At 64.0% G+C, this 19,476-nt stretch carries 11 protein-coding genes and 1 riboswitch; of the genes, 2 read left to right on the top strand and 9 right to left on the bottom strand.

Annotated features, from left to right (window positions below; translation table 11 throughout):
* Positions 1–17: 17 nt before the first annotated feature.
* A riboswitch (cobalamin riboswitch) is annotated at positions 18–236 on the bottom strand.
* 99 nt (positions 237–335) lie between these two features.
* The 7 genes from cueR to ABDW57_RS26790 all read right to left on the bottom strand — a co-directional run bounded on the left by cueR (position 336) and on the right by ABDW57_RS26790 (position 14,748).
* Positions 336–722 carry a Cu(I)-responsive transcriptional regulator gene (gene cueR, locus ABDW57_RS26820; protein ID WP_343733195.1) on the bottom strand — a complete coding sequence of 129 codons (387 nt, stop codon included), beginning with the start codon at positions 720–722 and terminating at the stop codon, positions 336–338.
* Positions 719–2,986 carry a heavy metal translocating P-type ATPase gene (locus tag ABDW57_RS26815; protein WP_343733194.1) on the bottom strand — a complete coding sequence of 756 codons (2,268 nt, stop codon included), beginning with the start codon at positions 2,984–2,986 and terminating at the stop codon, positions 719–721. The genes cueR and ABDW57_RS26815 overlap by 4 nt, the downstream gene beginning before the upstream one ends.
* Positions 2,987–3,052: 66 nt before the next feature.
* Positions 3,053–3,919 carry a FecR family protein gene (locus ABDW57_RS26810; protein WP_343733193.1) on the bottom strand — a complete coding sequence of 289 codons (867 nt, stop codon included), beginning with the start codon at positions 3,917–3,919 and terminating at the stop codon, positions 3,053–3,055.
* A complete protein-coding gene (locus tag ABDW57_RS26805; RefSeq protein ID WP_343733192.1) occupies positions 3,888–9,068 on the bottom strand; it encodes a filamentous hemagglutinin N-terminal domain-containing protein in 5,181 nt (1,726 codons plus the stop codon). The genes ABDW57_RS26810 and ABDW57_RS26805 overlap by 32 nt, the downstream gene beginning before the upstream one ends.
* A 15-nt stretch (positions 9,069–9,083) precedes the next feature.
* A complete protein-coding gene (locus ABDW57_RS26800; RefSeq protein ID WP_343733191.1) occupies positions 9,084–10,667 on the bottom strand; it encodes a ShlB/FhaC/HecB family hemolysin secretion/activation protein in 1,584 nt (527 codons plus the stop codon).
* A gap of 185 nt (positions 10,668–10,852) precedes the next feature.
* Complete coding sequence (locus ABDW57_RS26795) at positions 10,853–13,132, bottom strand: adenylate/guanylate cyclase domain-containing protein (RefSeq protein WP_343733190.1); 2,280 nt, start codon at positions 13,130–13,132, stop codon at positions 10,853–10,855.
* On the bottom strand, positions 13,132–14,748 hold the full coding sequence (locus tag ABDW57_RS26790) for an HD domain-containing phosphohydrolase (RefSeq protein WP_343733189.1): 1,617 nt from the start codon (positions 14,746–14,748) through the stop codon (positions 13,132–13,134). Before ABDW57_RS26790 ends, ABDW57_RS26795 begins: the two co-directional genes overlap by 1 nt.
* 220 nt (positions 14,749–14,968) lie before the next feature.
* On the opposite strand from ABDW57_RS26790, the gene ABDW57_RS26785 reads away from it, so the two are divergent.
* Together ABDW57_RS26785 and ABDW57_RS26780 are read left to right on the top strand one after the other, a co-directional pair.
* Positions 14,969–15,865 carry an MBL fold metallo-hydrolase gene (locus ABDW57_RS26785; RefSeq protein WP_343733188.1) on the top strand — a complete coding sequence of 299 codons (897 nt, stop codon included), beginning with the start codon at positions 14,969–14,971 and terminating at the stop codon, positions 15,863–15,865.
* Between the two features lie 10 nt (positions 15,866–15,875).
* A complete protein-coding gene (locus ABDW57_RS26780) occupies positions 15,876–18,194 on the top strand; it encodes an ATPase, T2SS/T4P/T4SS family (protein ID WP_343733187.1) in 2,319 nt (772 codons plus the stop codon).
* Here the strand turns inward: ABDW57_RS26780 and ABDW57_RS26775 are convergent.
* Together ABDW57_RS26775 and ABDW57_RS26770 are read right to left on the bottom strand one after the other, a co-directional pair.
* Entirely contained in the window at positions 18,077–18,646 is a 570-nt protein-coding gene (locus tag ABDW57_RS26775) for a hypothetical protein (protein ID WP_343733186.1), read from the bottom strand. The two genes, ABDW57_RS26780 and ABDW57_RS26775, sit on opposite strands and share 118 nt — an antisense overlap.
* A 70-nt stretch (positions 18,647–18,716) precedes the next feature.
* Positions 18,717–19,181, bottom strand: a complete 465-nt coding sequence (locus ABDW57_RS26770; protein ID WP_343733207.1) for a GNAT family N-acetyltransferase — start codon at positions 19,179–19,181, stop codon at positions 18,717–18,719.
* Positions 19,182–19,476 lie beyond the last annotated feature (295 nt).

Raw genomic sequence — 19,476 nt, 5'->3', positions numbered from 1 at the left:
AATGCTCGTGACGCATAGAGCATTTCCACCTGTTTGGCCGGTATCCGGGCTGGCAAGCGTCCCCGCCTGACCTTCCCATGCATGAAGCACAGTGGTTTAGCGAAGCGGGTTGTCGTCATGTGACGACGCTTGTTGACCGTTGCGGGGGCAGCACAGGCTGGCCGGTGAAGGCTCCTGTTTCCCGTTTAACTGCGCACCTGGACAGGCGCGCGGGCACCAAAACGTGGCGAGATTATACTGAAAATCCGGGGTCAGGTCCGCCATTTCTACACGAGCTGGTCTGTAGCGACCGCTACAGACCAGCTCGTGTAGAAATGGCGGACCTGACCCCGGAGTTAGCTGGCGAGGCTTTGGAGAATTGGACAGTCGGGACGATGGTCGCCGTGGCAGCAGCTGGCCAGTGTCTGCAGGGTGTCGCGCATTTCGGTCAGTTCGGCAATGCGCTGGTTGAGTTGCGCTACGTGACCCATGGCGATGGTTTTGACGTCAGCGCTGGCGCGCTCTTTGTTCTGCCACAGCGACAGCAGGTCACGGATCTGATCCAGCGAGAAGCCCAGCTGGCGTGCGCGTTTGACGAAGCGCAGGGTGTGCAGGTCGTTCTCGCCGTAGATGCGGTAGCCGGCGTCGGTGCGCTTGCCGGGCGGGATCAGGGCGATGCTCTCGTAGTAGCGGATCATTTTGGCGGAAACGCCGGTGGCGTTGGCGGCTTGGCCAATGTTCATTGTTGGTTCTCCGGTTTCCAGCGACGCAGCAGGAGCGCGTTGCTGATGACGCTGACCGAGCTCAGTGCCATGGCGCCACCGGCAACCATGGGGTTGAGCAGGCCGAAGGCGGCCAGCGGGATGCCGATCAGGTTGTAGATGAAGGCCCAGAACAGGTTCTGGCGGATTTTGTTGTAGCTGCGACGCGAGATCTGGATGGCGGCGGCCACCAGTGCGGGATCGCCGCGCATCAGGGTGATGCCGGCGGCGTGCATGGCGACGTCGGTGCCGCTGGACATGGCGATGCCAACGTCCGCCGCAGCCAGCGCCGGCGCGTCGTTGATGCCGTCACCGACCATGGCAATGGTGCTGCCCGCGCCTTTCAGGGCCGCGACCGTGCTGGCTTTGTCAGCCGGTAGCATGTTGGCGTTGACGCGCTGGATGCCGAGTTGTTTGCCGACGGTGTTTGCACTGCCCTGGTTGTCGCCGGTGAGCAGGATGGTTTCGATGTGCATGGCGTGCAGGACATCGATGGCGGCGCGGGCCTGCGGCTTGATGCGGTCACCAAAGGCCAGTAGGCCAAGCAGCTGGTGCGCATCGGCGTCGGCCAGCCACGAGATGGTGTGGCCGGCGCGTTCCAGTTCGCCGGCGCGTGCGGCCAGCGCGGACAGCGCGATGCCCTGCTCCTGCATCAACCGCGAGCTGCCCAGCACCAGGCGGACGCCATCCACCGTCGCCGCCACACCACGCCCTGGCAGCGCGCTGACATCGGCAGCTTTCAGCGGGGTGGCGGCGGCTTGCTGGACGGCGCGGGCCAGCGGATGTTCGCTGCCGCGTTGGACGGCGGCGGCCAGCGCCAGCAGACGCACTTCATCGACGCCAGGCGCAGGCGCGAGGACGGCCAGTGATGGCTGCCCTTCGGTCAGCGTGCCGGTCTTGTCAAACGCCACAGCAGTGATGCGGTGCGCCAGTTCCAGCGCTTCCGCATCCTTGATCAGAATCCCGTGACGCGCGGCGACGCCGGTGCCGGCCATGATGGCGGCCGGTGTCGCCAATCCCAGTGCACACGGACACGCAATCACCAGCACCGCCACCGCGTTGATGATGGCCTGCTCCGCACCGCCCCCCGCCAGCCACCAGCCGGCAAAGGTCAGCAGCGCCAGCACCAGCACTACCGGCACGAATACCGCACTCACCCGGTCCACCAGATGCTGCACCGGCGCCTTGGCCGCCTGCGCGTCTTCCACCAGCCGGATGATGCGCGCCAGCGTGCTTTCGGCGCCAACGGCGGTCACGCGCACCAGCAGCAGGCCTTCTCCGTTGATGGCGCCGCCCGTCACACGCTCGCCGGCATGACGCGCCACCGGCAGGCTTTCCCCGGTGATCAAGGCTTCATCGACATGACTGGCGCCTTCAGTGATGACGCCATCGGCGGCGATGCGCTCGCCGGGGCGGATGACGATGATGTCTCCCACCAGCACATCGCTGATGGCAACATCCACGTCCTGCCCATCGCGCCGCACGCGCGCCGATTCAGGGCGCAAGGTTTGCAGCGCGCGGATGGCGGCGGTGGTCTGGCGCTTGGCACGCGCTTCCAGCCATTTGCCAAGCAGGACCAGGGTGATGACGACGGAGGACGCTTCAAAGTACAGGTGCGGCATGGCGGCGGCCGACAGCAGCTGATAGACGCTCAAGCCATACGCGGCGCTGGTGCCGATGGCCACCAGCAGATCCATATTGCCGCTGCGTGCGCGGGCGGCCAGCCAGCCGGCGCGATAGAAGCGCGCGCCCAGCCAGAATTGGACCGGCGTCGCCAGCAACCATTGCAAGCGGCCGTCCAGCATCCAGTGGATGCCGAACAGCTCCAGCAGCATCGGCAACAGCAGAGGAAGCGAGAACAGCGCGGCCAGCAACACGGCCAGGCCGCCGGACGGCCCAGGCAAGACGCGGCGGCCTGGCGGGCTGACGGCGCCCGAACCAGCAGCGGCAGCATTGGTGACGGTGGCGGCAGCGGGAGCGGTGTTGGCTTCGCCGCTTGTGGCCGTGGCGACGGCAGCAGCAGGGGCGACGCCGGGTTCGGACGGCAAGGCTTGATAGCCAGCCTTGTCGACCGCCTGCGCCAGCACCGCAAAGTCGACCGGCTCAGCAGATTCCACCCGTGCCATTTCGGTGGCGAGGTTGACGCTGACCTTGTCAACGCCCGGCACGGCCGCCAGCGCCCGCTCCACCCTGCCCACGCAGGAGGCGCAGCTCATGCCTTCGATTTTGATTGCTTGCTGATTCATGGGACACCCGATGCTGTTTCTACACCTACAGCATCAAGTATCCCACGATAGGAAGGTCAAGGGTTTTTAGCGAACTTCGCAATCCACCGCATTGGACTTGGGCGGGGCCGAATTCGGCTGCGAGCTGGTCGAGCTGTTAAACACCGGCGGCGGCGCGAACGACAGGCCTGGATTGCGCGGCAAGATGATCGGCGGCTGGCTGAAGGACGGCACAAAACCAAACTGGCCGGCATTGAAACTCACGCTGCCAGAAGGATTGCTAACAAAGATCAAGCCCTCGATCACGTGCACGTACAAGCCAGGCGCCACCGGCCCTGATGACGGGCCTGGAGCGGACAGCGGCGAGACCGGAGCCGGTCCCTGCGCCAGCATCAGCGGTTGCACCGGATAGCTGTCGCCCACGGCGGCGGTGCTGGCCATCATCCATGCCTGACGCGCGGCAGCGGCCTGCGCCACAGCTTGGGCGCTCGGCTCAACCCACTCGGCAATGAAGGTGGTGCCGCGTATGCCGATGGTGGCGGTCGGCGTCTTCATTGCAAACTTTTCCTTGTTGCGCTTGCCCAGCAGCCCGGTCACCGAGCGCAGGCCGCCCTTGACCAGGTTAAAGGAGGCGTTGTCGGCCTCCGGCTTGCTGGCGTCGTAAGAAAAATTCTCCACCTTGAAGGTGGTGGACGGCTTGAGCGTGATCTCGCTGTTGTCGATGAATTTCACCATGGCGTAGGTGTTTTTCTCGGTCACCAGCGTGTCGCCGCTCTCGACCTCGGACTTCATCGACAAAATGCGCACCGCGCCATCTGCCTTCCTGGCCAGCAAGGGACCGCTCAGTTGCACCACCGTGCCTGCGACCTGGGCGGCCCAGCTGGCGCCGGCCATGCAGCACAGCGCCAGCAGCATCAACGCCTTAATTGCAGTACATTTTTTTAACAGTTTCATTTTTGGTTCCGGTCTTATCATTGGATGCGTCGACTTTGTCAGCAGACTTCTTATCGTCCGGCGTGGTGGACATGGCCGAGCCGCCCGAGCTTGAACCGCCGCCGGAGCTGCCGCTGCTGCTGTTGCCTACTTCCGTTGCCGCCAGCGTTTTAATCACCTCGTTGGCCGCGCCCTGGACCGGCTTGACCGGCTCCGACGCGGTTGGCGGCGACAGCACCTGGCACAGCGCCGAATTCGGCGCGATGGTACAGATGTCGGCCGATGGCGGGACCGGCGTTGGCGTTGGCGTTGGCGTTGGCGTTGGCGTTGGCGTTGGCGTTGGCGTTGGCGTTGGCGTCGGTGTTGGCGTTGGCGTTGGCGTTGGCGTTGGCGTCGGCTCAACCGGAGTTGGCGTTGGCGTTGGCGTCGGCGTCGGCTCAACTGGAGTGGGCGTTGGCGTTGGCGTTGGCGTTGGCGTTGGCGTTGGCGTTGGCGTTGGCGTTGGCGTCGGCGTTGGCGTTGGCGTTGGCGTTGGCGTCGGCGTTGGCGTTGGCGTCGGCGCCGAGATCAACGTTGGCGACACCGGGCCGTCAACGTCGGTCACAGTGCCGCCCTGGTTGTCGTAATCGCTGGCGGTCATGGTCACCGTTCCGGTGGCCGAACTGACGACTGCCGAGCTGCCAATCGTGATCTTGTTGTCGGTGCCGTAACCGGTGCCGGCCGCCAGCGTGATCGAGCCAGAACTGCTGGTCACCGAACCGTCAATCACCAATGGGCTGTGCGTTTGCAGCTTGATGAAGCCGGTGGAGGTATCCACCGTGCCCGCAATGGTCATGCCGCCGGTATTGTCGATGGTAATGGAGCCATTGTTGCCGCCGCCCGCGTCGACCTGGCGCACATCGTGCACCGTCATCATGGTCGGATGGGCCGGGTTGTTGACGTTGGCGATATTGATGACCGCCGTGCTGCCGGCGCCGGCCGTATTGGTGGCGGTCAGCTCGGACACCTTGGTGGCCAGCGGTACGGAAGAGCTGCCGATGCCGCCCGAGGCATTCATGGTCAGGGTGTTGGCCGTCAGCACGCCGCCTGGCACGGTGCCGCTGCCCTTCAGGATCGCGCCGCTCACCACATCCAGCACCACGTCACCGGCGCTGGTCACGCCGGAAATATTGTACAGCTGCGTGCTGCCAGTACCGCCCTGCAGGGTGGCGATCTTCAGGTCACCGGTATTGGAGAAGCTCAGGCTGCCGCTGCCGCCCTGGCTGGCGGCCAGGTTGGTCACCTGATTACCGGCGTTGTTCAGGGTGATATTGCCCGAAGTCTGCAAGCCCAGATCGCGTACATTGATGATGGCGCCCTGGGTGATGCTGCCGCTGTTGCTCAGCAAGCCGATGCGGGTGGTATCGGCGTTGCGGCTGGCCACCGTGGTGCCGCCGCCGCCAATGATGCTCTCCACCATGATGTTGCCGACGTTGAGCGAGGTATCGGTCGAACCCAGGCCCAGCGTTGGCGCCACCACATGCCACAGGTTCTCCACCACCAGGCAGTTGCTGCTGCAGGCCGACGCCACGCCGCCGATCGACATGCTGTAGCCGGCGCTGCGCGGATGAATGCTGGCGATGCTGGAAGTCAGATCGGCGTTCAGCGTCAGCGTGTTGGCGCCGATGTCGAACAGGCCGGCGCTGCTGGCCGCCTCGATCGCCACCGTGTTGCCGGTCAGGCGCACCGGCAGCATCTTGCCGTTGATGGCATGCGCCACCGTCAGCGTGTCGGCGGTCAGGTCGACCACGCCGGTCGACAACGCACCGGTCAGCGTGACCGCATCCACCTGCAGCGCGCCCATGTTCTTCACGGTCAGCGAGCCGACGCTGGTGGCGCTCAGGGCATCGATCTGGTTGGTGGCGCCGCTCAGGTTGACCGCGCCGGGGGTGGAGACGATCAGCGAGCTGGCGTCCAGCACGCTGGAACCGACGGACTGGGTGATATTGCCAGTGCCGCTCAACGTCAGGGTGCCGGCCGTGCTGATCGAGTTCAGGCCGACCGCGACGCCCGAGTTGTAGCTGAAGTTGCCCTGGTTGGCCGAGCCGCCGACCGCGCTGGCCTTGTTGGCGCCGGTCAGGCTGACATCTGCGCCGGTGGCCACGGCATTCAGGCTGCCGGCGGTAATCACGCCGCTGCCGGATACGCCGGTGCCCTGCAGGCTGGCGTTCTGCTTGTTGAGGTTGACGGCGCCGGCCACCACCAGATTGCCGCCTGCTTCCACGCTGAGCTGGTCGTTGACAGTGGTACCGGTGAGGGTGATCGCGTTCAGCGTCAGGCCGTCGGTATTGTGCACCGACAGCGAACCAACACTGGTGGCGCTCAGCGCGTCGATGTGGTTGGTGATGCCTGGCAGGCTGACCGCCTTGGTGGCGGTCACCGTCAGCGACGGCGTGTCCAGCGTAACGCTGAGATCCTGCGTGATGTTGCCGCCGGACTTGAACGTCATGCCGCTGGCGCCGCTGACATTGCTGTTGATGTCCAGGTTGCCAGTGGCGGTCAGGCTGACCGTACTGCTGGCGCTGATGTCATCGCTGACCTCCAGATTGCCGGCCTGGTTGAAGCTGAAAGCGCCGCCGCTGGCGTAACCGCTGAGACCGCCGACACTGTTGGCGCCGCTCAGCGCGACCGTGCCGCCGCGGGCGATCAGCTTGCCGGCGGTGATGGCGCCGGCCCCGCTGATGGCGCCGCCACTCACGGTTTCGAGCTTCAGCTCGCCCTGCACTTTGAGCGCGCTGGAGACGGTAATCGCACTGCCTTTCAGGTTGAGCTGGCCGCCGGCCGTGCTGCCGCTGCTCAGGTCGACCGCGCCGCCCACGGTGATGGCACCGTTGTAGGTCTCCGCCGAGCCGATGTCGATGAAGCCGGCGCTGATGTTTTTCAGCTCGGCCTGCGTCAGACTGAGTTTGCCGCTGACTTCCGCCCCCAGGCTGATGCCGACGCTGCTGCCATAGGTATCGATGGTGACGCCTTCGGCGTTCACCGCACCGGCCAGATTCATCTTGTTGCCGACCAGCGCCACGGTGGTGGTGCCGGAAAATTCCGAGCCGCTGGCGGTGCTCAGGGTGCCGCTGCCGTCGACGCTGATGCGTACGCGGTTGGCGCCGCCGATCGACTTGTTCAGCGTGATGTCCTTGCCGCTTTCCAGCGTCAGGAAATTAACCCCGCTCAGGCTGATATCGCCGGCGGTGGTGATGTTGCCGGCGCCACTGTGGCCGATCGCCAGGCTGCCGCCGGAAATGCTGGCCAGGCCGGTCGCGCTCAGGCCCAGCTTGCCGCTGGAGGTACCGCCCAGCACGATATCGCGGCCGCTGCTGTAGCCGGCCAGCGAAATCGTGTCGTAGCCGTCGGCCGCGCCGCTGCCGATGCTGCGCTCGGCGCCGTTGAGGTTCATATTGTCGGCCATCAGCGAGATCACCGCCTCGTCGCCGCCCGCCACCTCAATGCGGCTGTTGGCGCCCATGGTGATATAACCGTTGGCCACATTGGCGCGCAGGTCGGCATTGCCGCCGCTGACATCGATCCAGCCGTTGACAGTCAGGTAGGAACCCTTCATGTTCAGGGTGCCGCCGCCGGTGCTGATCACATACTCATCGCCCAGGTTGGCCACCGTCACGCCGCCCACGCCGCTGGCGAAGGCCGGATCGTTGGCGATCAGGTTGATGTCGCCGGTCATGTGGATCGGCGCATTGACCTTGATATCGTTGCCCGCCTGCGCCGTCAGGCTGACGTTGCTGGTGTTGTAAATCGCGGCACTGAAAGTCAGGTCATGCTTGGCCTGCAGTACCACGTTGCTGCTGGCTTCGGAGATCAGGTCGGCGCCCAGCGAAGTGGTGCCGCCGGAGGCGCTGCCAAAGGTGGTCGCGTCCGTCAGGTCGCCGCCACGGCCGCTCACGATTTCCAGGTCGTACGGGTCCAGCAGCCAGGTGCCGGTCTTGCCCTTGGCCGCCGTGGTGCTGACGCGCGCCCCGGCCACGTCCAGGTAGTCGCCCGAAGTTTCCACCAGGCCGCCGTTGCCGTTGCCGGCGCCGCGCGCGGAGAAGGTACCGTGGGCGCGGGTCGCTTCCTGCGACCAGGCCACCACCGTGCCGCCATTGCCGTTGCCGGTGGCGTCGGCGCGGATCACCGCGTCCTTGCCCACATAAGTGGACTGGGCGTTCATGACCGCCGCGTTCTTGCCCTGGTAGTCGCCGCCGATCAGCACCTTGCCGCCGCCGCTCTCGCCGCTGGCATCCACCACCGCGTTGCCGGTCACGCCCACTTGCGCGCCGAGCAGCACGATGTCGCCGCCGGTGTTGAGGTTGCTGCCGGTGGCGGTGGTGCTGCTGCCCGCCTCCACCAGCGTGGTGCCGCTGGCCTTGAGCACGATTTTGCCGTTGGCGCCGCGCACGGCGCTGTTGGCATTGATGCTGCCGCGCTGGTTGACCAGCGCGCCGAACACGCCGACGCGGCCGCCGGCCGCCACAATGCTGCCCAGGTTGACGGCCTGGTCGCCTGGGGCCGACACCACCACCTGCACATTCGGATCGGCCGAGTCGAACAGCTGCACGCTCTTGCCTGCCGCCAGCACCACGTCGCCATTCGGCGACGAGATGACGCCGCTGTTTTCCACCGCCGGCGCGATCAGGAAGATCTGGCCGCCGGACGGCGTGGTGATCGTGCCCTGATTGCTGACCTTGCCGGCGCCGCTGCTGCCGTCAAAGTTGTTTTTGCCGGCCAGGAAATCGGCGTTGGAGATGTTCAGGCTGGAGGCCACCAGGCCGTTGACGTCCACGCGCGCGCCGGCGCCGAACAGCACGCCGTTCGGGTTAATCAGAAACACCTTGCCGTTTGATTGCAGCGAGCCGAGGATCTGGCTCGGGTCCTGGCCGGTAATCCGGTTCAGCACCTTGCTGTCGCTGCTCTGCTGGATGAAGCGGGTAATCTCGCCGGCGCCGATCGAGAAGCTGCGCCAGTCGATGATGGTGTTGGGGGTATTGGTAATCGAGTACAGGCTGCCTTGTTGATTGAAGGTAGCCATGCCGTGGACCACAGTCGGAGCGACCGGGTTCGCTTGCGCCGAGCTGAAGGCGGCGGCCACCACCACGGCCAGGACCTTGCGGCGCATCTTGCTGGAAATTTGCGGTTTCATAGGGATCTTCTTCAATCAATAGGCCAGGCCCACGCGCACGTGCAGGCGGTTGGCGCCATCGCGGGTGGTGGCGCCAGCCTTGGTGACATGGCCATAATCCAGTTGCAGGTTCACATAGGTCGACAGCACCAGGCGGGCGCCGATGCCGGCGCTGGCAATCGAGGTGCTGTTCAGTTCGCCCGGCAGCGCCTTGTTGCGACGGATGTAGGCGTTGTCGTAGAAGCCCAGCAGGCGGCAGTTCCAGCCCGCCCGCGAGCACAGGTTCGGCGTGTATGCTTCCAGGTTGACGCTGAGGCCGGAATCATTGGAGATTTCCCGCTCAAGGAAGCCGCGCACCGACGTGGCGCCGCCGGCGCCGAACTGCTCGCCGGGAATCAGCGCATCCGGCGAGTACTGGCCATTCAGGATGGCGCGCACCTGCCACTCATTGCTGAAGGCGCGGGTGATGCTGCCGGCCACGCGCACGATGGTGTAGTCGGCCTTGGCGCCGGAGCGCGCGGCCGTGAAGGCAGCCTGGCTGCCGTTGGAACCGCCCGAGATATTGCGCAGCAAGGTGATCTGCGCGCCGGCCTCGCCCAGCTTGATCGGCGTGCTGGCCTGGTAGCTGATGCTGACCGGGTGCACCGTCACGTCATTGCCAAGCTCGGTGCCCAGCAACTGCACACTGTTCTTGAAGGCTTTCACGTCCACGCCGTAGGACAGCTGCGAACTGACTTCGCCGCGCTTGTCCAGTGCCTGGTTATAGCGCGCGCCGTACACCGCCCCCTTGCCGCTGACGGCCAGGTCGAACGCGCCGGCCGTGATGTTGCCGGAATCGACGTTGGAATAGCTGGCATAGAAGTCCAGCGAGTCGCCACTGGCATATAGCGGGATGTGGTAACCGGCACCATACACTTTCACGCGGCCCGGCTCCTCGGCCGAGGTGGTGTATTGCAGCGAAGCCAGATGGTCACGGCCGAACAGGTTGGCGTTTTGCAGGATCACGCCCACGTGGGTCTTGCCGGTGGACTCGGTGCCGGTGTTGTCGGCATTGGCCATCAGCTTCCACGGCGACTCATCCTTGACATCCAGCACCGCGTCGACCTCATTGTCTTTCTCGCCGCCTTGCAGCTTCATGGTGACTTGCTTGGCCGGATTGTCATTGGCCTGCTTGAGGTTGGCCGACACCGCCTTCAGATTGGGCGACTGGCCTTCCTGCAGCGCCGGCAGGCTGCGGCGGATATTGGCTTCGTCAAAATACTGGTTGTTCTTGACCGACACGCGCCCGATTTTGGTTTCCACCACGCGCAGCACCACCACACCGCCGTTCAATTCCTGTTCCGGCAGTTCTATCGTGACGACGTTGTAGCCGCGATCGTGGTAAGCTTTCTCCAATGCTTCGAGGGCGCGCTGGACGTCGCCAAAGTCGCGCTGCTTGCCGCTGTACCCGGCCAGCACGGCGTCAATCTGCTGCTGGGTCAGCAGCGAATTGCCCTTGACTTCGAAGCGGGAAATTTCAAAACGGATGACGCTGTCATCCGTCGCTTCCGCACCCCATGCGGAAGCAACGGCGGCAGCGAGTAGCGAACCTGCAAGCAGGCGCGTTAAGCGATATCTCATGTTGTGGACTCTTGTTTTATCTGGCAGCAGGCACTGTCAATCTTAGTATTTTTGTTATTTTACAATAACAATCTTTCCCCGATGCTAGCATAGCAATACCCCGCTGAGACGGGTTCTTGCCTGCCGCTGCCGCAAGTGTTGGATTTCTGCGTGTAAATAGTTGCAATATGATCTGGGCGACACCGTCACTTGGTTTCAAAGGTGGTGACGCCGTCCCAGTGCTCGCCCGGCGGATGGGCGCGGTAGTAGGCAATACGCTCGACATACAGCTGATACAGGCCGCGCTGCGGCGACAGCGCCTGCAGTTCGGCCAGGATGGCCGAGGCCTCGTCCCAGCGCTGGGCGCGCACGGCCGCCAGCGCCGCGTGCCAGCGCTGCACTTCGCGCAGCGTGGCGGCGTCGGTGTCCTGGGCCAGGGCGATCGGCTCGAAAATGGCGACCGGCTCGTGCTTGCCCTTGACCCGCACCAGGTCCAGCTCGCGGTAGGTGAATTCCGGCGCCGCCGCGCGGGTGGATGCGCCGACCGCGATGCCGACCCCGTACACCTTGGTGATGCCTTCCAGGCGCGAGCCGAGGTTGACCGCGTCGCCCATCACCGTGTAGGCGCGGCGGATGTTGGAGCCCATGTCGCCCACGTGCATCAGGCCGGAGTTGAGGCCGATGCCGATCTTCAGCTCAGGCCAGCCGCGCGCGAGGAACTCCTGGTTGAGGCGCTGGGCGCTGGCCTGCATCAGCAGCGAGGTGGCGACACCGCGGCTGGCATGGTCGTCAAACGCCACCGGCGCGCCCCAGAACGCCATCACGGCATCCCCGATGTACTTGTCCAGCGTGCCCTGATGGGCGCTGCGGATGTCTTCCGACATGGCCGTCAGGTAGAGGTTGATGTATTCACGCAGCTGCTTGGGCGTCAGGCCTTCCGAAATGGTGGTGAAGCCGCGCACGTCGACGAACATCACGGTCAGCTCGCGGCTTTCGCCGTCCATATTGTACTTCTCGGGGTCTTCCGCCATCTCGGCCACCAGTTCCGGCGCCACGTATTCGCCAAAGCGCGACACCAGCGCCGCCCCTTTGCGCACCTCGAAGAAGTAGCCCCACGCCACGTTGACCACGAACAGGCTGATCACCACCAGCACCATCATGGCCAGATTGAAAATCAGATCCTGCTCGCTGTACTGGTAATAATTCAGGCCGACCACCGCGCCCAGCACGGTCGCGCCCAGCAGAATGGCGCGCAACGGCGACAGCGCCGCCAGCGCAAAGCTCAGCACCAGCCCCACCACCAGGATCTCGCCGGCCTCGGCCACGAACGCCCAGTACGGCCGCGATTTGAAGCGGTTGTCGAGAATCGACTTGATCAGGTTGGCGTGGATTTCCACCCCCGGATATTCCGGATTGACCGGGGTCGCCCGCAAGTCGACCAGCCCCGGCGCCGTGGTGCCGATCAGCACCACCGTGCCGTTCAGCAGCGCGGCCGGCGCGCGCCCGGTCAGCACATCGGCCGCCGACACGTAGCGGAACGAGCCGCCATGCGGGCCGCCGCGGCCACGGTACTGGACCACCGTGCTCATCGCCTCGCCCACCGGGATCACGCGCTGTTTGCGCCCAGGCAGCAGGATGGTGAGGGCGTCGTAACCGCCGCTATCGAGCTGGCTCTGCGACAGCTGATCGGCGGTTTCCGTCATCAGCGGCTTGACCGCCAGCGCCTTCAGGTACAACGAGGCGGTGGCCAGCGACAGCGACGGGTAATAATCGTCGCCCACCTGCTGGATCAGGTACGCACTGCGGACGATGCCGTCCGGATCGGTCACCACCGAGAAACTGCCGGCGCCGGCCGCGGCCTGGGTCAGCACCGGCACATTGGCTTCAAAACCGGCGGCGTTGTAAGCCAGCAGCTCGCGGCCATTCAGGTCGGCTTCGGAAAACAGCGGCTTGGGCAGCGCGCCCTTGACCTGGTCCGGCGACAGGTTGAAACCAAGGATCACCGGCTTGCCTGCCAGCGCGCTGGCAAACACGCCGTCGTAATCCATCATCGGCTTGAGCGCTTCCAGCCGCTGGCGCAGCACCGGCACGTCCTTCAGCTCAGTCCTGGACAGCTGCTCCAGCACGTTGTAGCCGGACGAGGTGTCCGGCTCGGGAAACGAGATATCGTAGCCGACCGCCGCCACCTTGTAATGATCGACCAGCTGCGAGATCAGGCTGGCCTGCACGTTGCGGCTCCAGGGGAAGCGGCCGAACTCGGTCAGCGACTTGCCGTCAATGTCGACGATGACGATGCGCTTGTCCAGCGTCGGTGGCTCCAGCTTCATGCGCTCGCCGGCCCACAGATTGTCCAGCCGCGCCACCGTATCGTTGCTGAACAGCGCCAGCGCGTACGCCACGCCCAGCGCGGTGATCAGGATGCCCAGCAGCCAGCGCCAGCCATACTTGGCAATGATCTTGCCGAGTTTTGCGGGAAACAGGCGCATCAGGGGGTATATCCGGGGATTTTGGCTTCGTCGATGGCGTCGATCTGCTTCTCGTCCATATTCTTGCGGGCGAATTCGAGGTAGATCTTGTTGCGGATGAAGATGTCAAACAGGTCTGGATCAATGTGGCCGTTGAGCGAGAAGTTGCCCAGGATGCGCAGCGACTCGGACAGCATCTTGCCCTTCTTGTACGGCCGGTCCTTGGCGGTCAGCGCCTCGAAGATGTCGGCAATCGCCATCACCCGCGCCTGCACCGACATCTGGTCCTTGGTCAGGCCGCGCGGATAGCCCTTGCCGTCCATGCGCTCGTGGTGGCCGCCGGCGTATTCCGGCACGTTCTTCAGGTGCTTGGGCCACGGCAGGGCTTCCAGCATCTTGATGGTCATCACGATGTGGTTGTTGATTTCCTTGCGCTCAGCGTCGGTCAGGGTGCCGAACTTGATGGTCAGGTTCAGCAGCTCGTCGTCGTTGAAAAAGTCGCGCTCGACGCCGTCCGGGCCAGTCCAGCGGCGCTTGCCGATCGCGCGCACGCGCTCCTGGTCTTCCGGCCGCATGCCCTCGCCGCCGATGTTGGCGGTGCGGATAAAGTCGCGCTCGGCGCGCAGCACGGCCTGCTGCTGCGCCAGCTCGGCATCGATGGCGGCAACGTCGGCGCCCGCCGCCAGCTTGCGCTGGAGGGCGGCGATCTCGGCATCGCGCAGCAGCACCTCGAAGCGGGTGTCGATCATGCCGATGCGGTCGTAAATGGTTTCCAGCTTGGTGGCCTTGTCCACCACGTGCACCGGGGTGGTGATCTTGCCGCAGTCATGCAGCAGGCCGGCCAGCCACAATTCCTTGCGGTCGGCGTCGGTCATGCGGAACTCGGCCAGCGGGCCGGTCTCGGTGTTGTGCACGGCCTCGGCCAGCATCATGGTCAGCTCGGGTACGAACTGGCAGTGGCGCCCGGTGTATGGCGACTTGTCGTCGATGCCGATGTTGATCAGGTTGACCAGGGATTCCAGCAGCTCTTCCAACTGGAAGATCAGGCGCTGGTGGGTCAGCGCCACCGCCGCCTGCGCCGCCAGCGCCTCGATGAAGCGCTGGTCGGTCTGGCTGAAAGAATGGATTGCGCCGGTCTCCGGGTCCTTGGCGTTAATCAGCTGCAGCACGCCCACCAGTTCGCCCTCGTGGTCGCTCATCGGCACCGTCAGGATGGATTGCGAATGGTAGCCGCGCAGCTGGTCGAACTTGACCATGCCGGAAAAGTTGAACACATCGGCCTTGTACACATCCTCGATATTCACCGACAGGTGGAAATGCGCCGCATAGGCCGCCACCGCCGACAGGTTTTTCTCGCCCTGGTCATCGTACAGCGGCACGCCGCCGCTCACCGGCACGCCGCTGGCGCCGCCCTGGTGGATATTGAGGGTGTCATTCAACAGGATGTGAAAATTCAGGTGCTGCCTGTCGTCGCTGGGGCGGTACAGGGTGCCGCCATCCGCATTGGTCATGCTCTTGGCAACCATGAGTATGCGTTCCAGCAGCGAATCGGTGTCGTGATTGCTGCCCAGCTGGACGCTGAGTTCCGTCAGCTGGTCCAGGCGCTCCGCGATTTTAATTTGATTCAACTCTTGCATGGTTGTTGTTTTAGACAGCGTTTTGGACAGGCGCGGCAATGCACAATTTGTAAGCGCAGTGTAGAAGTGTAGCTCTAGCACAAGCTGTTGTACATCAGGAAAACGGCGATGCGACGAATTTGCATCGGCTTTTCCCCCTTGTTGCAAAAAAAAGTTATTATCGGCGTAGGTATCGAAGCAACAAATTAACAACAATAAGGGCGTTTATCAGGGATGGCGTATGAAATTTAAATTTTGGGGAGTCCGGGGTTCCATTCCCTCCCCGGGTCCGCGCACGGCGCGTTACGGCGGCAACACCACCTGCATCGAAGTACGCACCGACAACGACACCCTGATCATCATCGATGGCGGCACCGGCCTGTTCGCGCTGGCGCAATCGCTGATCCAGCAGAAAACCAAGCCCATCCACGCCAACATCTTCATCACCCACAGCCACTGGGACCACATCCACGGCCTGCCCTTCTTTACCCCGCTGTTCATTGCCGACAGCCGGGTGCGCCTGCACGGCGTGACCGACCCGGTCACCGGCAACGGCATCGAGCACGTGATGGGCGTGCAGCTGCAAAACAGCTACTTCCCCGTCAGCGAAACCCAGATGGACGCCACCATCGAATACCAGACGCTGGAAGTGGCCCAGCCGATCGCCGTGGGCGACGCCACCGTCAGCAACGTGGTGATGAACCACCCGGTGACCGACCTTGGCTACCGCATCGAATGCAATGGCCGCTCGCTGTTCTTCACCGGGGACCATGAGCCGCACTACAACATCCATCCGGCCGGCCACCCCGAGCACGCCGCCTACGAGCAGTGGATGGCCGAGCGCAACGCCGCCATCGACGCCACCGTGCGCGGGGTCGACGCCCTGATCGTCGACTGCTCCTACACGCGCGAAGAATATCCGGCCAAGCAGGGCTGGGGCCACGGCACCTTTGACTCAGCCTTTGCCTTGGCGCTGCGCACCGGCGCCAAAGCGCTATACTGCACCCATCACGAACCGACGCGCAGCGACGACGAGCTTGAAGCCGTATTTGCCGAAGTCATGGCGCGCCACGCCCCCTTGCTGGGCAATCTGCAGGTTTTCCTCGCGTACGAAGGCATGGAAATCCACCTCACCTAGCGGAGCGATCATGCATGACGCCAGCCACAGTGTACGACCTGACGATGTCGATCTGCGGCTGGCGTTTTTTCAGAAGCTGCAAGCGGTCACCACCAAGATCCACGCCACCAGCAACCTCGATGAAATCATGCTCGACCTGGGCATGGAATTCTGCGACCTGTTCAACTGCGACCGCTTCACGCTGTACGCCATGGATGCGCAGAAGGACTGCATCGTCTCCAAGGTCAAGACCGGCCTGACCTCCTTCCGCGACCTGAAGCTGGCGATCACGCCGGCCAGCATTGCCGGCTACGTGGCGCTGACGCGCAAGACCGTCAACATTGCCGACGTCTACGACCCGGCCGAGCTGGCGCGCTACTCGCCCGAACTGCGCTTCCAGCAGGGCGTCGACCAGCGCACCGGCTACCGCACCAGGCAGATGCTGGTGGCGCCGCTGATCGCCGTGCAGTCGCGCGAGCTGCTGGGCGTGGTCCAGTTCATCAACAACCGCGACCGCGTGCCCTTCTCCAGCATTGCCGAAGACGGCGTGCAGGAATTGTGCGCAACCTTGTCGGTGGCCTTCTCGCAGCGCCTGAAGCCACCGCAGATGGTACGCACCAAGTATGACGGGCTGGTGACAGAAGCCGTGATCTCGGCCCAGGAACTGGAACAGGCCACGCGCAGCGCGCGCGCCAGGGCGCTCGACATCGAGGATGTGCTGATTGACGATTACGAGATCAGGCCGGCCGCGATTGGGGTCTCGCTGGAAAAGCATTTCGGCGTGCCGTATGAACACTTCCGCGCCGATCGCCTGAAACCGGTGGAACTGCTGAAAAATCTCAAGCGCCAGTATGTGGAGGAAGCCGGCTGGATACCGCTGGAAGACAGCAAGGATGGCTTGCTGGTGGCGGCGCTCGATCCGGAGCGGGTGGCGCATACCCACATCGTCGAACAGATCTTCCCGCGTGCCCGGCCGCTGTACCGCGTCACCTCGCAGCGCGAATTCCGCCAGATGGTGGAACTGTTCTTCGGCCACGGCGACAATGCCAGCGTCGGCGATCTGCTGTCCGGCATGGACGACAGCTACGACGAAGACGGCGAAGGCAGCGGCGACGTATCGGAAGCGGTGGAGAATGAGCTGGTCAAGCTGCTCAACAAAATCATCATGGACGCGTACCGGCAGGGCGTGTCGGACATCCACATCGAGCCGCTGCCGGGCAAAGGCAAGACCGGCATCCGCTTCCGCAAGGATGGCATCCTGGTGCCCTACATAGAAATCCCGGCCAGCTACCGCGCGGCGCTGGTGGCGCGGGTGAAAATCATGTGCGACCTCGACATCTCCGAGCGCCGCAAGCCGCAGGACGGCAAAATCAAATTCAAGAAATACGGCCCGCTGGATATCGAACTGCGGGTGGCGACCATCCCGTCGGCGGGCGGCGTCGAAGACATCGTCATGCGCATCCTGGCGGCCGGCGAACCGATCCCGCTCGACAAACTGGGCGTACTGCCGTTTAACCTGGACCGCCTGCGCGCAACGGTCAGCAAGCCGTATGGCCTGTTCTTCGTGTGCGGCCCGACCGGTTCCGGCAAAACCACCACCCTGCACTCCGTGCTCAGCTACCTGAACACGCCGGACACCAAAATCTGGACCGCCGAAGACCCGGTGGAAATCACGCAGAAAGGCTTGCGCCAGGTCCAGGTCAACCGCAAGGCCGGGCTGGACTTCGCCACCGTCATGCGCGCCTTCCTGCGCGCCGATCCGGACATCATCATGGTCGGCGAAATGCGCGACAAGGAAACCGTCAGCATGGGCATCGAAGCCTCGCTGACCGGCCACCTGGTATTCTCCACGCTGCACACCAACAGCGCGCCGGAATCCATCGTGCGGCTGCTGGACATGGGCATGGACCCGTTCAACTTCTCCGACGCGCTGCTGGGCATTCTGGCGCAACGGCTGGCCAGGCGGCTGTGCGGCAAATGCAAGCAGGCCTACGCGCCATCAGCGGCGGAACTGGACGCGCTGCTGGAGGAATACTGCGAAAACCTGCTCGACAAAGCCGCCGTGCTGGCGCGCTGGCGCCAGCAATATGCGAAGGATGGCAAGTTCACGCTATACCGCGCGCTCGGCTGCGACGACTGCAACAAAGGCTACAAAGGCCGCGTCGGCCTGCACGAACTGATGATCGGCACCGACAAAGTCAAACAACTGCTCCAGGAGCACGCGCGCGTGGCTCAACTGCTGGCGGCCGCACTGGAAGACGGCATGCTGACCCTGAAAATGGACGGCATCGAAAAAGTCCTCCTCGGGATCACCGACATCAAGATGGTGCGGGCGGTGTGCATCAAATAGCCGCGCGGTTTGCGGCGGCGGTCTGCCAGTGCGCGCAGGTGGGCCAGGCCGGCTTTCAGATTGTAGGAACGGCCGGCCAGCATGGCGCTCACCAGCTGCGTGGCCATGGCCAGTGCCGGCGCGCCGGCGGTGGCGGGCAGCACCAGGCGGTAACGCCCCTGCATGCGCGGCACCACGCCGACGAAGCCGATGGCCACATCATTCAATGCCAGGCGGCGCAGCTCGATCGCGGTCTGCTGCACCAGCTCGACAACGGGCGGGACCGCGTCGGCGCGCTTGCCGACCACGCCGCGCAGGCGGCGCAGGCCGGGCAGCACGTGGTACAGCCGTTTCTGCAGCTTCTCAGTGGTTTCGGGCGTGACCGCGTCATCCACTTCCAGGATACTCAGCAGGCACGGTTGGGTGGAATAGCGGTTGCCGCTTTCCAGATAACGTTGGTCAATGATTTTCATGGCGCATAGTGTGCGCCTGACCAGGCGCGCACGAAAGCAGCGCTTGTCGCAACGACTTGTAAGATCATACTTACACCGTCAATTGTTTCTCAAAGCAAACAGCGAGCGGGTTGCCGATGTACTTGCCGTAGTTGGCAATCCGCTGATAGCCGCGGGCCTCGTAGAAATCCACGGCGCGGCGGTTGACCAGCCGGGTTTCCAGCCAAATCGCCTGATAGCCGAGCGCTGCCGCCTCCTCTTCGAGATAGCGGAGCACGGCGCTGCCGACGCCGCTGGTGCCGTGGCGCGCATACATGCGTTTGATTTCGGCCACGCCGGGTTCCAGCGGGCGCAAGGCGCCGCAGCCGAGGGCGGCGCCAAGATCATCGCGCGCCACCACGAAGCACGCCATGGGGCCGCGGACATCCTCGACATCAAACGACGACCTGCCGCCATCGCCGGTGATTGCCTCCAGCGCGGTGGACAGCTCATCCATCAAAGCGACCGAATCGGCCGCGCCAGGATCTTCGATTGCCAGTTGGATCGTGGTCATGATTAATCCGCAGTCTAGTCACGTAAGCAACCATTTTACACGCCGCAATGCCAGACCCAGCATTCGGGGTCAGCTCTGTCATTCGGACAGCGAGCACTCATCTTTGATCTGGCTCAATACGCAAAAATGCCTGAATTTGCGTATTGAGCCAGATCAAGCGTTTGGTGCGCTTGTCCGAATGTCAGAGCTCGTATATTGAACATGCCGCGTCACCCTTGGATAATCAAGGTGCAGAAGTGGTCAGGCAGGGAGATGCCGATCAGAGTCTGGGCCATTGAGCCCGTGGGTCAGATAGGTG

It is taken from the genome of Duganella sp. (assembly GCF_039595735.1).
Lineage (GTDB): Bacteria > Pseudomonadota > Gammaproteobacteria > Burkholderiales > Burkholderiaceae_D > Rugamonas.
Note: the sequence above shows the minus strand (reverse complement) of the source record. Positions and strands in the feature narration are given on the sequence as shown.